The organism is Thalassospira sp. CH_XMU1448-2 (assembly GCF_037027285.1).
GTDB lineage: Bacteria > Pseudomonadota > Alphaproteobacteria > Rhodospirillales > Thalassospiraceae > Thalassospira > Thalassospira profundimaris_C.
Genome location: NZ_JAYMEA010000001.1, coordinates 926,475 through 942,210, shown reverse-complemented (window position 1 = coordinate 942,210; position 15,736 = coordinate 926,475). Strand labels below are relative to the sequence as shown.

The window sequence follows — 15,736 nt, the reverse complement described above, 5'->3', positions numbered from 1 at the left end:
CGTTATTAAATTATCCACTAGACATCACTTGAGTAATTATATAACAATTTGTGCAACGCGATAAAAGCGAAAACAAATGTCGCCCCGGTTTAATCGGAACAAATTTCGCAGAAAACCGGGAAATGCCCAGGGAAAATAAAACAAATTCTGTGGCTTGGAGGTTTCGTCGACCGCAATGCAGCATCGGTAATTTAGTTACCCTGCGATCCGGATCGACCCGAACAAGGAGTGAAGGCCATGAATACCACTGCTGAAGTGCTGCCTTTCCGTGGCGGTCAGGAAGAAAAAGATCTGTATGAAATTGGCGAAATCCCGCCGCTGGGTCACGTGCCCAAGAATATGTATGCATGGGCGATTCGCGAAGAGCGCCACGGCGAACCCGATACCGCCATGCAATGTGAAGTTCTGCCGGTGACACAGCCTGACAGCCACGAGGTGCTTGTCCTCGTGATGGCAGCAGGCGTGAACTATAACGGCGTCTGGGCGTCGCTTGGCAAACCGATCTCGGTTTTCAATGTCCATGACTGCCCATTCCATATTGCCGGTTCGGATGCATCCGGCATCGTCTGGGCCGTTGGTTCAAAAGTCACTCGCTGGAAAGTTGGCGATGAAGTCGTCATTCACTGTAATCAGGACGATGGCGATGACGAGGAATGCAACGGCGGCGATCCGATGCTGTCCCCGACCCAGCGCATCTGGGGGTATGAGACACCGGATGGATCTTTTGCCCAGTTCACCTGTGTTCAGGCGCAACAGCTGATGCCGCGCCCCAAACATCTGACCTGGGAAGAAAGTGCGTGCTACACCCTGACCCTTGCCACGGCATATCGCATGCTGTTTGGCCATCGCCCGCACATCCTGCGTCCGGGGCATAACGTTCTGGTCTGGGGAGCGTCCGGCGGTCTTGGCTCCATGGCAATTCAGCTGATCACCACTGCGGGTGCCAACGCCATCGGGGTTATTTCAGACGAGTCAAAACGTGACTTTGTGCTTGGACTGGGTGCAAAGGCTGTGATCAATCGCAAGGACTTCAATTGCTGGGGACAGCTTCCCACGGTCAATGGTCCGGAATTTGCCGACTATATGAAAGAAGTCCGCAAATTCGGCAAGGCGATCTGGGACATCACCGGCAAGGGCAATGATGTTGATATCGTCTTTGAACATCCGGGCGAACAGACCTTCCCGGTATCTTGCAACGTGGTCAAGCGCGGAGGCATGGTGGTGTTCTGTGCTGGCACGACCGGCTTTAACCTGACCTTTGATGCACGCTTTGTCTGGATGCGTCAGAAACGCATTCAGGGCAGCCATTTTGCCAACCTGAAACAGGCTGCGCAGGCAAACAAACTGGTGATCGAACGCCGTCTTGATCCCAGCATGTCCGAGGTATTCAGCTGGGAAGACATCCCACGCGCGCACATGAAAATGATGCGCAACGAACACAAGCCGGGCAACATGGCGGTTCTGGTTCAGGCCAAACGCCCGGGTATGCGCACCCTTGAAGAAGCAGTCGAAGGCTAGTCCCACATTAATCTTCGACTGACAGCTGGCACCCCAATCGCGTTCTCGCCCGATCCGCGAGCGGGGTGCCACCACCCTTTCTGATCATCTTAACCGAGTTTCGACCAGTGCAATCGCCCCACACGATTGCCGGGCAAAGGACCAAGACAATGACCGATACCGCCCTGCTTCCTGATCTTGACCAATTGTGTGACGATGCACTGGCCGCTTTGGCATCGCTTTATGATGCAACCGAAAATGCCATCCGCGCACAGGTCACTGTCGATGGCCGCATTGATGCGAGCGCCTTTGACGAACATCAGTTCGCTGCCCACGGCTTTGCATGGTTTACGACCTATGTCACTGCCCTTCAGCAAATGAAGGCATGGTCCGACAGACTGGTCGCCCAGGGTAAACGCGGCACGCTCGAAACCCTGATATTGCAGGTGGCCTTTGGTGAATATCTTGCCCAGATCAAGGGCGGCATTCCGATGTCACAGGGCGAGATCATTCGCCTGACAACCCTGGGGGCATCAGAGTCAGATATTCAGGCTTTCTGTTCCAGCCGGGCTGTCGCTGTGCTGTCAGCCTATGGCAACTCCGATGCTGCCCGCCGGGCAATCTCCATCGAAATCGAAGACAGTCTTGATACCGGTCGCTTTGGTGAGACCGGCCTTGAGGACGAAACGCTTGATCTGGTGCGTGACCAGTTCCGGCGCTTTGTTGACGAGAAAGTTTCTCCCCATGCCCATGGGTGGCATGAACGCGATGAACTGATCCCGATAGAGATCGTCAACGAGATGTCGGAACTCGGCGTCTTTGGCCTGACCATCCCCGAGGAGTTTGGGGGACTTGGCATGGGCAAGACCGCGATGTGTGTCGTGACCGAGGAACTTTCGCGCGGTTATATCGGTGTCGGATCGCTGGGAACACGATCCGAAATTGCTGCCGAGCTGATCCGTCTTGGCGGGACAGACGCCCAAAAGGAACATTATCTGCCCAAACTGGCTTCTGGCGAAATTCTGCCAACAGCTGTCTTTACCGAACCCAATAACGGATCCGACCTTGCCCATCTGCGCACGCGCGCGATCAAGGACGGAGATACCTATAAGGTCACCGGCAACAAAACCTGGATTACCCATGCAGCCCGATCGGACCTGATGACGCTTCTGACACGCACCAATCCGGACGAAGCAGGCTATCGCGGTCTTTCGATGCTGCTTGCCGAAAAGCCGCGCGGAACAGATGACAATCCGTTCCCGGCCGATGGCATGTCGGGTGGCGAGATCGAGGTCCTTGGATATCGCGGCATGAAGGAGTACGAGCTGTCCTTTGACGGGTTTGAAGTCCCGACAGCCAATCTTCTGGGCGGCGAGGAAGGTCAGGGCTTCAAACAATTGATGGCAACATTTGAATCTGCGCGCATTCAGACCGCGGCACGTGCTGTCGGTGTTGCGCAAAACGCGCTGGAAATCGGAATGCGCTATGCCAAGGACCGCATCCAGTTTTCCAAACCGCTTTATGCCTTCCCGCGCGTATATGGCAAGGTTGCCTGGATGGTTGTCGAAACCATGATCGCCCGTCAGCTCACCTATTTCTCGGCAATCGAGAAAGATCAGGATATCCGCTGTGACATCGAAGCAGGAATGGCCAAGCTGCTGGGGGCCCGTGTTGCATGGTCAAATGCCGATAACGCGCTGCAGATTCATGGCGGCAACGGTTACGCGCTTGAATATCAAATCAGCCGCGTTCTTTGTGACGCCCGCATTCTGAACATTTTCGAAGGTGCCGCCGAAATTCAGGCCCAGGTTGTCACCCGTGGCCTTTTGGGACGGTGATTACCTAACAGATTGAAAGCGCGACCTTATTTGCATTCTGAACCGTGGCCCCTGTGAACAACATGGGCAAACTCGGCCCGTCAACCTTGACGGGCCGCTTTTCCATATCAACCTAAAGTATGATATCTTTAACACTTCCCTATAGTGATAAACTGGACCAAATCAAACGCAGAAGCCTGAGAAATCTCAACAAAACAGGCCCAATAGCCTTTCCAGGGGAAAAGGGAGAGACGTTCATGAATCACGCCTCCGCAATGTCAGAAAAAACAATCTATGCGCGAATAGGCGAAACAAAAGTTCTCTTTGATCAGCATGCAGATCGCATCGCCGAAAGCCTGATCACGGAGCTACTTGGAACAGGACAAAGCAGCGCGGATAAAACAGCACCGCAAAGCCTTGTGCCTGACCTTGCCCAGCGTTTCCGTACCATGGCGACCACGACCTCGGCAGATGCGTTTAACCAGTGCTTTGGCGATCACGTATTGGCGCAGGTATCCGGAGACCTGACACCGGACATCATTGTTCTTGCCTATCACAAGGCAGCTGCAAACTGCGCTTCGCTGGCTGCGGCCACGAAGGGAATTCGCGCGACACCGGCACTCACTGATGCGGCACACAGCCTGTTGATGGCCGATATGGCGTCCCTGATGGCAGCGCAACAAAGACAGATTTCTCAACAACGGGCATCTTCGGAAATACAGTCAATGTCCGAAATCATCGAACGTGAAACGGACAATATCATCTCCGAAGTCGGTTTTCAGGCCGGGCGCACCAATGACGTTGCGCAAACCATGGAAAAAGATGCCAGCGAATTGTCACAGCTGGTCGAACGGATCACGTCAACTACTGAAATTGCCAGCAGCAATGTCGCTACTGTGGCCTCGGCAACCGAAGAATTGCAGGCATCCAGCCACGGAATTGCGGATCGCATTCATAAAACCAATGACATTGCGGGTCAGGCCGTTATCCGCGCACAGGAAACATCCCAAACGATGAACAGCCTGTCGGAAACGGCAAGCGAGATCGGCAAGGTTGTCGATATCGTCAAACGCATTTCTGACCAGACCAAGATGCTTGCGCTTAATGCCACCATCGAGGCCGCACGTGCCGGTGATGCGGGCAAGGGATTTGCCGTTGTCGCAAACGAGGTCAAGAACCTTGCGACCCAGACCGAAAAGGCAATTCTGGATATCAACTCCCAGATCACCGCAATCCAGGGGGCAACTTCGGAGGCCGTAACCGCGATTGAGGGTATTGGCGGTGCAATTGACGAAGTCAGTCAGTTGTCTGCAGATATCTCGGCCTCTGTTGAACAGCAAACAGCTGCAATTGCCGAGATCTCGACCAGTGCACAGGAAGTGTCGACGCATATGCGCGGCATCTCCAGCGATATCGAGCTTGCCAGTGAAAAATCACAGAACGCCAGTGAAACTGCGGAAAACCTGCGCGTTCTGGCGTCAAACATTCGCAATGATATCAACGAAATGGAAAGCCGGTTCCGTACGGTGCTGCGCAACACAGAAAGTGCCAGCCGTCGCCACGAGGAACGTGTCCCGATTGCGGTTGATATCAAGGTGGATTTCGGTAGCGGCGATATCCGAAACGGCGTTACCGCTGACATGTCGCTGGCCGGGCTTCTGGCCCGTATTGACGCAAGCGAGAAAGATCGCAACAAATCGATCACGATCACCATGGCCGATGGTACGACCCTGCATGGTATCGTAAAGGCCGTTTCGGCCCTTGGCACCCATGTTCAGTTTACCGAACTTGATGATCAGGCCAATCAGGTCATCCTGAGCCACCTTAAGAAAACCCACGATCACGACAACAAGATTGCCGACCTTGGCAAGCAACTGGCACTTGATCTGGCAAAGGTTCTTGAGACTGGCCTTCGCAATAACGAGATCAGGCACGAAGACCTGTTCAACCCGCACTACGAACCGGTTGACGGCAGCGACCCGAAACAGTTCATGACACCGTATATTCCGTTCACGGATCGGAACTTCACACCGCTTCAGGAAGCGATTCTTGAAAAAGACAAGCATATCGTCTTTGCCGCGGGTGTGGATTCAAACGGCTATCTTCCAACCCACAACAAGATTTACAGCCAACCTCAAAAACCCGGAGAAGCGGCTTGGAACATGGGCAATTGTCGCAACCGGCGAATCTTTGATGACCGCGCCGGTCTGATGGCCGCACGTAATACCAAGCCACATCTGCTGCAGACCTATTTCCGCGACATGGGGGATTCTGTGGTCTTTATGAAGGAATGCGATGTCCCGATCATTGTTAATGGCGAACAATGGGGGAATCTTCGCATCGGATACCGCGCGTAAACTGAACACCGTTCAAGATGCGAGCAAACAAACGGGCGGCCTGATAATAGGCCGCCCGTAAAATTTTGTGCATCACGTCACAACGCAGTGATTAGCGGAAGTCAAACAGTTCCTGATGAAAGGCCCGTCTGTTCAAACCGGCTGCGACAAGATCATTCTTTATCGCCAAACCAAACGCGCTTGGTCCACAGAACCAGACATGGGCCTGCTTCCATTCCGGCACTTCACCACGCAGTTTTTCACCGGTCAGGAAACCATCCTGGGCATCGCGCCACTGATGCAGGCGAACACCCGCCTTACTGGCCAGGGATTCTATTGATACCATCAATTCGGCGTCACATTCCGGGGCAACCTGAAAGAAATCAATCTCAAAGGATTCCGGTTTTTCTGACAGGGCTTCCAGCCATGCAACAAAGGGGGTCAGACCGATCCCGCCCGAAATCCATATCTGACGTGCATGTTTGCGATCAAGAGTGAAGGTTCCATAGGGTCCTTCAAGGACCACTGCATCACCAGATTTCAGTGTATCGGGCAGCGTTTTTGTATAATCGCCCAGTTCCTTGGCAATAATGGTCAGGCGAGGGTCATCCTTGTGCCATGCAGATGCAATGGTAAACGGGTGTATCTCGTCACTGGTGCCAAAACGGGCAAAGGCAAACTGACCAGCCCGATGTCCCTTCCAGCCACCATCTGTTTTGATCCTGATTTCGAGCGATCTCATTTGCGGGAAGTAATTCAGCTCTGTGACTTCACCACCAGATTTCCGGTCCCTGCCAATCCGGCCTGTCAGAACGATAATCGCGCAAACCGTTCCGACTGCGAGCATTCCTGCCATGACATATCCGACAGGTGTCGCCCAGTTGGCGAAGTCAAGCAGCACCACGCCATGATAGACAAGAACCAGATAAACCGGCGCAAGGAGCGTGTGTGTTTTTGCAAACCAGCGATACGGGATCCATTTGATCAGCGCGACAATGATCAGCACCACCGCAATGTAAAACGCCCACTCGCCAACACTTTCAGCCAGACCACGTTGTGCCCCGAAGAAGGACTGCCCCCAGTGCAGGGTCCCTTCATCCGGTCTTGGGCCACGGGGGCCGCGCTCATAAAGACCAAGCGCCGAAGCCCATTTGGGTGCCATCCGCCAGATCCAGTGGATGATGGATAAGGCCAGGGCAGTGATCCCCAGCCATTTGTGCAATCGATATGCCTTGTCCAGCCCGCCCAGCCGCTGGGACAGCAAAACCGGGCGTACCGCAAGCAACATGATCAGGCTCATCAACCCGATCGCCAGCACACCGGTATATTGCACCATATAACCGCGCAAACCGATAAAGGTCGTCGCCTGGAAGACATCGGGATTCGAAACAAACCAGACACCGGTCAGCACCAGCAGGAAAGTACCAAACGCCGTTTCAATTCGCCTCATTACCGACCTCCATCCACCGGTTCGCGTGCTGAACGCAGGAACAGGCGCACCGTGAAACACCAACAAGCCTGATTTTATCACGCTTGTTGGGTCTCAACCTTGCGATGTATCACTTTTGGGTCGGCAAGACAGAAGCAGGATCAGCTATGTGAGTGCAGGATCGCCTCGGCAATTTCGCGTTCAATTTCAGCGGGATAATCATAGAATCCCGGCTTGAACGACGCTGCCCCGCCCGATGCCAGCCAGTCAATGCCCCGGATCAGAATGGCCGAGAACGGATCAAAAAGATCCTTGCCCGATCCGCCCATGCCAGGAGCAAGATTGAGCAGGCTGCCACGGTTCAGCAGATAAACCTCGCGGCTGTTATTAAGCTCGAACCGTTCGATATAACGGCGCATCTTCGTCTGTTTCTGGGTATCAAGCCACGCCACATCGATCTCGGTATTTGAATGACCGACATTGACCAGAATGGCACCACGACGGCACTGTTTGATCTGTTTTTCGCCGAGAATGCCTGAAAGTCCAGTCGCTGTTACAATGATCGCACATTCCTTGATACCGTCTTCAAGGCTGACCACGCGGCATCCGTGATGCTGGGCTTCAAGGGCGCGCACCGGATCACGTTCGGCAACCGAAACCACCGCACCAAGATTGCGTGCACGTTCGGCCACACCACGCCCGACCGGACCAAAACCGATGACTAGAACCGACCGCCCATAAAGCGCCAGACCCGTCACGTTGGAAAAGACCGGCCACATTTCCTGTGCCACATGGTGACGGTTATGCAGACGATCCTTGATCGCGATATCGTTCCAGTTAAAGACCGGGAAGGAATAATCAAGTTTCTCGACGCGATGCACACCGGTCGTGGTGGCTTCAAGCGCCCCGTCAACCTTATGACCCTTTTTCACAAAGGCCTCGATCAGCTCGCCGCCCATATCGGCAACAATGTCTGCCGGTTCAGACGACAGGATATCGATACTTTTGGCATATTCATCGGGCGTCATGCCCGAAAATGCATGAACCTCGACCCCGTTGGCCGCCAGATAGGCTGCGGCGACATCATCGGTGCTGTCCGGGTTGCACGCACCCACCTTGACTTTCGCACCCGCCTTCACGAAGGGCAGCAAGGTCGGGATGGTGTCTTCAAGCACATGCTGGAAACTGACGATTGTCTTGTCGCGCAGATCACGTTTGGCGACATAGTTTCCATATTTTGCTGTTACCGGGCAGATGACTTCACGCCATGCAAGCGTTTCGTCATTGATCTGCTGGGCAAGGGTAGCGTCCTTGATGCGACTGGTCATTATTGTATCTCTTGAAACTTCGTGGGCGATAAAACTTCCCACTAGTTAATAGCAGCCTGACCGGATGGAAAGCATTTCTGACCATCCGGTCAAACTTCGATACAGTTTGTCGCAAACAGGCCGATTAATCGCGGGCCGGAATATTCAGTCCGCGCTGTACCGCCGGTCGTGCAAGGCCACGTTCAAGCCATGCCGGAACATTTGAAAGCGTGTCATATTCGACCAGATCACCGGCCTCATAAAATCCGGTCAGGTTGCGCACCCAGCCCAGAATCGCGATATCGGCAATGGTATATTCATCGCCCATGATCCAGTTGCGCCCTTCAAGACGGGTTTCGAGCACACCAAGAAGACGCTTTGATTCATTCACATAGCGGGTAAGCGGTCGCTTGTCCTCGATCTCCTTACCGGCAAATTTGTGGAAGAAACCAAGCTGTCCAAAAATCGGCCCGATTGCCGCCATCTGGAAATAGACCCACTGGATCGTCTCGATCCTTTTGACCGGATCAGATGGCAAAAACCTGCCCGTCTTTTCCGCAAGATATTGCAAGATCGCGCCGGATTCAAAAAGACCGATCGGTGCGCCGTCAGGCCCATCAGGATCAATGATTGCCGGGATTTTACCGTTCGGGTTCAATGACAGGAATTCAGGCGTCCATGTCTCGTTCTCGCCGATATTGATCAGGTGGGGTTCATATTCAAGACCGGTTTCCTCAAGCATGATGGAAACCTTGACCCCGTTCGGGGTCGGCAATGAATAGAGCTGAATGATATCGGAATTCTTCGCAGGCCAGCGTTTGGTGATGTCGAATGCGGAAAGGTCAGCCATCTGATGTTGATCCCTTTTTGGTTTCGCTTGCAAGCCATCGAACGTCAAAACGGTCCGGCTAACAAGCAATTACATATGATCAGGATTTAGCAGATCATGTCCTTTTCGCCAGCCCCTACCGGGTATTTTGGAACATTTCAAAACGGATCAGGCCCGTTTGAATGCACAAACGGGCCCGGCCGGACTGCGACATCGCGACGATTACCACGTCACGGTCGAAAATCTGGATCCTTGATCACACCTTACCAAGCGCGATATTTCAGGAATTTGCCATCAAGGGTGATAACGACGCGATCGCCTTTGGGATCTTCCTTGCGCTCGATATACATTTCGTAATCAATCGCGCTCATGATGCCGTCACCAAACTTCTCATGGATGATTTCCTTGATCGTTTCGCCGTAAACGCCAACGATTTCATACAGTCGATAAATCGCCGGATCAGTCGGAACGGCCTGATCCCAGATTTTCATCGGGCATTCCTGAATGACTGCCGATGCTGCTGGTGGCAGGTTGAACAAGGCCACAAGCATATCCGCCTTGTCCTTTGGTGCGGAATTCATGCCAAAGCAGACCGAAGTGGTCCAAACCGGCGACATGCCGATCTTGCTTGCAATCTCTTCCCAACCAAGGCCTTTGGCTTTCTTGGCTTCAAGGATCATTTCTTTGACGTCAGCTTTTTTCATGGCTTTTCTCCACTTCTGATACAGCAGGTTGTTTTGATTAATCGGCACTGTTGACCGCACGCTTGCGCGCGCCGGATTTGCTGCCTGTTTCTGATGAAATGACTGCCCCGGCATTTGCCCCGAAACGGACAGTTTTGGGTGCAGCTTGCTCGTCACCATCCTGTTTTCCGGCAAGTTCGCGCGACCGCGTCGCCAGGAACTCCACCAGGTGATTTCGGATATCGTAGTAATCCGGATGATGAATGATATTTGCCCGTTCGCGCGGGCGTTCGATTTCGACCTGAACGGACTCTGCCACCCGTGCATAGGGGCCGTTGGTCATCAAAAGGATGCGGTCCGCAAGCAGGATGGCTTCATCGACATCATGCGTGATCATAAAGACCGTCTGATCAGACCCCGACCAGATCCGGATCAGCTCATCCTGAATGCTGCCACGTGTCAGCGCATCAAGTGCGCCGAACGGTTCATCAAGCAAAAGCAATTCCGGCTGGATGGCAAAGGCACGGGCAATCGAGACGCGCTGACGCATCCCGCCCGACAATTGCGACGGCTTGCGAAGCTCCGCCCCGCCTGCCAGACCGACCATCTCAAGATATTTCATGGAATGGTCGTGAACCTGTTTCTTGCTCCAGGATTTGTAGCGGGCCTGTACGGCAAAGGTCACGTTCTTGAGGGCCGAAAGCCATGGCAACAGGGAATAGTTCTGAAATACGATCCCGCGATCCAGACTGGGGCCCGCGACCTCTTTGCCATTCATGATGACAGCGCCGTCGCTGGGTTCGTCCAGACCTGCAAGGATATTGAGGATCGTTGATTTGCCACAGCCGGAATGGCCGATGATGCAAACAAACTCGCCCTTTTTGATGCCAAGATTGACGTTTTCAAATACGGTCAGGCCTTCACCACCTTTGGGTGCCTGAAAACGTTTGGTAAGGTTCTGGACGCTCAGGAATGGTGTCGACATATCAGGTCTCCTTATTCCTGGTACTGCACAAGACGTGCGCAATAGGCGAAGGCGGTATCAAGCAACATGCCGACAAGGCCGATCATGAGGATCGAGAACACCACACTGGTCAGATCAAGGTTGTTCCATTCGTTCCAGACGTAGTAGCCAATGCCGGTCCCACCGACGAGCATCTCGGCTGCCACAATCACCAGCCATGCGATCCCGATTGAAATGCGCATACCGGTCAGAATGGTCGGTGCAGCCGCTGGAAGAATGACAATCCATGCGGTTTTAAGTGCGCCAAGCTCATGGGTTCGCGCCACATTCACCCAGTCCTTGCGCACGCCCGCCACACCAAAGGCGGTGTTGATCAGCATCGGCCAGATCGAACAGATGAAGATGACGAAGATCGCCGACGCCTGACTGTCCTGAATGACAAACAGGGCCAAAGGCATCCACGCCAGTGGCGAGATGGGCCGTAGAACCTGAATGAAGGGATCAAGCGCCTTGTACATCAAGGGCGACATCCCGATCAAAAAGCCGATCGGAATGGCCAGTGCTGCGGCAAGGAAATAACCGGTCAGAACCCGATAAAGCGAATAGCCGATCTGGATGCCGATCCCCTTGTCGTTGGGGCCTGCATCATAGAAAGGATTGCTGAGTTCTTCCCAGGCCTTGCCAATCACTGCCGAGGGCGGTGGCACAGCTGCCTTCGGCTCTGCCCCACCCATCAGAAGTTCATATTCTGTCAGTTCGCCAGAAAGATTTTGTTTCGGGCTGGCGGCCTCCCAAAGGCCGAGGAAGACCGCCAATAGCACGAGTGACAAAACCAAAGCCCTGGCATTCAAGGATGCCAGCATATCAGCTTACCCCTTTGCCAATCGCAAAGCTGTTGACGTAGGCTTCGGGCTGATCGGGATCAAAGGTCTTGCCCATGATCGTGTAGCTTTTGTAGGTCGAAGTCGGCGCTTCATACCCAAGGTCTTTCATCACCTTGGCGCAATCGGTTGCGACATAGACCTCTTCGGCGATTTTCTTGTAATCAATATCGCCTTCGATATAACCCCAGCGCTTCATCTGGGTCAGGATCCAGACACCCATCGAATGCCATGGGAACGGATCGAAATCGATGCGATCAGGAACGTTTTTAACCTCGCCCAGACCGTCGGCATAACGCCCGGTCAGGACCTGTTCGATCACCGGAACCGGCTGGTTCAGATAGTTGGCCGGTGCGATTGCAGCCGAGATTTCCTTGCGGTTTTCCGACTTGGCTGCGTATTGGGTCGCATCGACGATGGATTTCAAAAGCGCGCCATAGGTATTTGGCAGTTCTTCTGAAAACGCCTTGGAGCATGCGAATGCGCAGCACGGATGGCCTTCCCAGATATCCTTGGTCAGGGTATGCAGGAAGCCGATTTTTTCCCAGACGGCTCGCTGGTTGAACGGATCAGGCGACAGGTAGCCGTCAAGGTTACCGGCACGCAGGTTCGCAACCATCTCGGGCGGCGGAACAACGCGGATCTGAATGTCTTTGTCCGGGTCCAGACCATGTTCGGCGACATAATAGCGCAGCAGGAAGTTGTGCATCGAATATTCGAACGGCACACCGAACTTGAAGCCCTTCCACTGTTTGGGATCGCGCTTGTCAAGATGGTCATTGTGCAGAACGATGGCCTGACCGTTGATGTTTTCAACAGCGGGCATCAGGAACGGGGTTGCGGTCGACCCCGCCCCCATCGAAATCGCCAGCGGCATCGGGGTCAGCATGTGCGACGCGTCATATTCATTGTTCAATGACTTGTCGCGGGCAACGGCCCATCCGGCCGTCTTGATGACATCAACATCAAGACCGTATTTTTCATAGAAGCCCATCGGCTGCGCCATGATGATCGGTGTGGCACAGGTGATCGGAACAAAACCGATATTGAGCTTGGATTTCTCGGGCGTACCAAGATCATCAAGGATCGCTGCCTTGACCTTGTCGATCGGCAGAACCGATGCCAATGCTGCCATCATGGTGCTGCCACCAACCATCTTGGCAAAGGAACGACGCGAAATTTCGTTATGCCCGAAGACCGAACGCACAATTGCGCTGTCAATTGCGCGGTCCAGAATTTCTTCGCTGCTTTCCGGCGATTTGGCCGCCATGTCGCTATGCGCTGGCATGGTCGCCAGATCGTGTTTTACGCCATGATCATGATCAGCATGTTTATGCCCGCCGGACGCGCATGCCTCACAGCCGCAAGATTTGCTATGACGCAGGTCGCTATCGCCACTAAATGGATCACCCAGACTTTTAACTGACATTTTGATCACCCCCTGTGTTGTTAAGCTGCCCACATCAGACAGCACCAGACATTCAATCGGGGTAACAGCAATCACTGTGCCAGTTTGCTGCGGCGCGGCATTCTTGTTGAAAACACTGGACTCGCGGGAGAATCGCGGGCAATCTCAACACATACGAAAAATCGTAATTTACGATAATTCGTAGATTAATTACGAATTATCGTAGGAAATTCGTATGACCCTCGACATAAACCAGTCAGTCTCAATGTCTTTGGAGCCACTGCATCTGCATGCTCTGCTGGCGCATACACATCCGACAATTCTGGTTCATCCGAAAACCGACAGCATCGTTTTTGCCAATGAGGCTGCGGCAAAATTGCTGGGACGCAGCATTGACGAGCTGAAGTCATCACGAATGAGCGCACTGCACAAAGGTCAGGTGCCAAGTCTGGTCGTCTTTAGTCAGGCAGCGCTCTATCACGGTTTCGCCTGGACCCGCGGGCTGGACCTGACCCGACCGGATGGCACCGAGCTCAAACTTGAACATGAAGCCCGCGCCATCATGCTTGGTGACGAGGAATATCTGACCGTAACCATTTCCGATCTTGATGCGCGCCATCGCCGCGATGTCGATTCCGAGGCGGATGACTATCTTCGTGAAGGCATATCTGAATGGCGTCGGGCAGAACGCTTTTTCCGCGAGATCGAACGTGAAAACCAGCTGATCCTCGGGGCTGCTGGCGAGGGTATCTATGGTGTCAATTCAGACGGTGTCACAACCTTTGTGAATCCCGCAGCCGAGCGCATGCTGGGATGGACAGCAGAGGAACTTGTCGGCAAGGAAATCCATTCGATCATTCACCATTCCCATATGGATGGCGAACCCTATCACGCGCAACACTGCCCGATTTACAATGCATTCCGTGAAGGCATTGTCCGCCGGGTTGATGATGAAGTGTTCTGGCGCAGCGACGGAAAACCGATCCGGGTTGAATATACATCGACCCCTATTCGTGATCATGGGCTTGTGATTGGCGCCGTGATTGTGTTCCGCGACATTACTGAACGTAAAATCGCCGAAGAAAAACTGCATGCCGCCCTGGCCGAGGTCGACCGGCTGCGCGAACGGCTTGAGCTCGAAAACGCCTATCTTCAGGAAGAAATCCTGTCGACCAACAACCACCATGAAATCATCGGACAGTCAGATGCCATTCAGGGCGCGCTCAAGCAGATTGATCTGGTCGCCCCGACCGACGCCAACGTTCTGATCACCGGCGAATCCGGCACTGGTAAGGAGCTGATCGCGCGCGCCATCCATCAGGCAAGCACACGGTCTGATCGCGTTCTGGTGCGCGTCAACTGTGCGGCCATTCCCCATGAACTGTTTGAAAGCGAGTTTTTCGGCCATGTCCGCGGTGCCTTTACCGGGGCCATTCGCGACCGCGTCGGGCGATTCGAACTGGCAGACGGCGGGACACTGTTTCTTGACGAGGTTGGCGAAATCCCGCTGGAGCTACAGGGAAAGCTACTTCGCGTTCTGCAAGACCAGAAATTCGAACGCATCGGCGAGGAACGCACCCGCGAGGTCAATGTCCGCCTGATTGCCGCCACCAACCGCGACCTTAAGGAAGAAGTGAGACAGGGACGTTTCCGCGAAGACCTTTATTTCCGGCTGAACGTCTTCCCGATTGAATGCCGTCCGTTACGCGAACGCCCCGACGACATCCCGCCACTTGCCGCCCACTTCCTGCGCAATATCTGTCAGCGCCTGAATATCGCCCAGCCAACCCTGACCAAGGGACAGGTTCATGTCTTGCAAAATTATGGCTGGCCGGGAAATGCGCGCGAACTTGAAAATGTTATCGAGCGCGCCGCCATTCTGGCCCATGATGGCAAGCTGCATTTTGACCTGCCCGACGTCACCTCACGGGATGGCAGAAAACCGCCCTCCTCGCCCAAGGCGGACAAGGATGCGACGCCCGAGAAGACCATTATGACGCGTGAGGACCTGCGGCAAACCGAATATCACAATATCATCCGCGCCCTGACCGAGACGCGCGGCAAGATTTTCGGGACAAACGGGGCCGCCGCCTTGCTGGACATTAAACCGACCACGCTGGCATCGCGTATCAAGAAATTCAAAATTGATCGCCGCGACTTTGCCCCGACTGAAAATGATCCTGCCAGGTAATTACGAAAACTTCCGATCCGCCGGTTGCCAGCACAACCGGTTTGGCGCAGCATGTCGCCACCCAAGATACAAGATCAATAAATCCGGCTGGTGGACATTGCCCCTTAATACAACCGGACAAACCGGTTTCCGGCAAAAATCCGCAGGCAAAGACAGGGAAGAACAAAAATGACAGCATTTTTGCAGATTGGTGCGCTGCTTGCGATGGCTGCAGTCGCAGGCGTTCTGGTGATGGGTATCATTTCGATGGCACGGGGCAAGGATGCACGCAAATCAAATAAACTGATGCAGCTTCGCGTCCTGCTTCAGGCGGTTGCCTTGCTGCTTTTGTTCATCCTGTCATTGATGGCGCTTGGCAAATAGGCATCTGCCATTCACGACTTATCCACCCACA

Annotated in this window: 12 protein-coding genes; 5 read left to right on the top strand and 7 right to left on the bottom strand. The window is 53.9% G+C overall.

The genetic code is table 11. The features are described 5' to 3' along the window. Positions 1–237 precede the first annotated feature (237 nt). From ccrA to WA318_RS04240, 3 genes are all read left to right on the top strand, one after another. Positions 238–1,518, top strand: a complete 1,281-nt coding sequence (gene ccrA, locus WA318_RS04250; protein WP_114097807.1) for a crotonyl-CoA carboxylase/reductase — start codon at positions 238–240, stop codon at positions 1,516–1,518. Positions 1,519–1,667: 149 nt separating this feature from the next. Next, complete coding sequence (locus tag WA318_RS04245) at positions 1,668–3,335, top strand: acyl-CoA dehydrogenase family protein (protein WP_114097806.1); 1,668 nt, start codon at positions 1,668–1,670, stop codon at positions 3,333–3,335. Between the two features lie 236 nt (positions 3,336–3,571). Then, positions 3,572–5,671 carry a methyl-accepting chemotaxis protein gene (locus WA318_RS04240; protein ID WP_336080090.1) on the top strand — a complete coding sequence of 700 codons (2,100 nt, stop codon included), beginning with the start codon at positions 3,572–3,574 and terminating at the stop codon, positions 5,669–5,671. Positions 5,672–5,762: 91 nt separating this feature from the next. Here the strand turns inward: WA318_RS04240 and WA318_RS04235 are convergent, their stop codons facing one another. The 7 genes from WA318_RS04235 to WA318_RS04205 form a co-directional block, all read right to left on the bottom strand. After that, positions 5,763–7,100: a ferredoxin reductase family protein gene (locus tag WA318_RS04235; protein WP_336080089.1), complete on the bottom strand. Its 1,338-nt coding sequence runs from the start codon at positions 7,098–7,100 to the stop codon at positions 5,763–5,765. 140 nt (positions 7,101–7,240) lie between these two features. Continuing rightward, on the bottom strand, positions 7,241–8,407 hold the full coding sequence (locus WA318_RS04230) for an adenosylhomocysteinase (protein ID WP_336080088.1): 1,167 nt from the start codon (positions 8,405–8,407) through the stop codon (positions 7,241–7,243). A 124-nt stretch (positions 8,408–8,531) separates the two neighbouring features. After that, entirely contained in the window at positions 8,532–9,236 is a 705-nt protein-coding gene (locus WA318_RS04225) for a glutathione S-transferase N-terminal domain-containing protein (protein WP_336080087.1), read from the bottom strand. 242 nt (positions 9,237–9,478) lie between these two features. After that, positions 9,479–9,919 carry a cyanase gene (cynS, locus tag WA318_RS04220; RefSeq protein ID WP_336080086.1) on the bottom strand — a complete coding sequence of 147 codons (441 nt, stop codon included), beginning with the start codon at positions 9,917–9,919 and terminating at the stop codon, positions 9,479–9,481. 37 nt (positions 9,920–9,956) lie between these two features. Continuing rightward, positions 9,957–10,883, bottom strand: coding sequence for an ABC transporter ATP-binding protein (locus WA318_RS04215; RefSeq protein ID WP_114096797.1), 927 nt, complete (start codon positions 10,881–10,883; stop codon positions 9,957–9,959). Between the two features lie 11 nt (positions 10,884–10,894). Then, complete coding sequence (gene ntrB, locus WA318_RS04210; RefSeq protein WP_443082636.1) at positions 10,895–11,683, bottom strand: nitrate ABC transporter permease; 789 nt, start codon at positions 11,681–11,683, stop codon at positions 10,895–10,897. A 43-nt stretch (positions 11,684–11,726) separates the two neighbouring features. Beyond that, positions 11,727–13,172, bottom strand: coding sequence for a CmpA/NrtA family ABC transporter substrate-binding protein (locus tag WA318_RS04205; protein ID WP_114096911.1), 1,446 nt, complete (start codon positions 13,170–13,172; stop codon positions 11,727–11,729). Between the two features lie 214 nt (positions 13,173–13,386). Between WA318_RS04205 and WA318_RS04200 the strand changes: the two genes are divergently transcribed. After that, positions 13,387–15,342, top strand: coding sequence for a sigma 54-interacting transcriptional regulator (locus WA318_RS04200; protein ID WP_114096795.1), 1,956 nt, complete (start codon positions 13,387–13,389; stop codon positions 15,340–15,342). A gap of 168 nt (positions 15,343–15,510) precedes the next feature. Continuing rightward, the gene (locus WA318_RS04195; protein ID WP_114096794.1) at positions 15,511–15,705 is read left to right on the top strand and encodes a twin transmembrane helix small protein; all 195 of its coding nucleotides are present in this window, start codon (positions 15,511–15,513) and stop codon (positions 15,703–15,705) included. Positions 15,706–15,736: the final 31 nt, after the last annotated feature.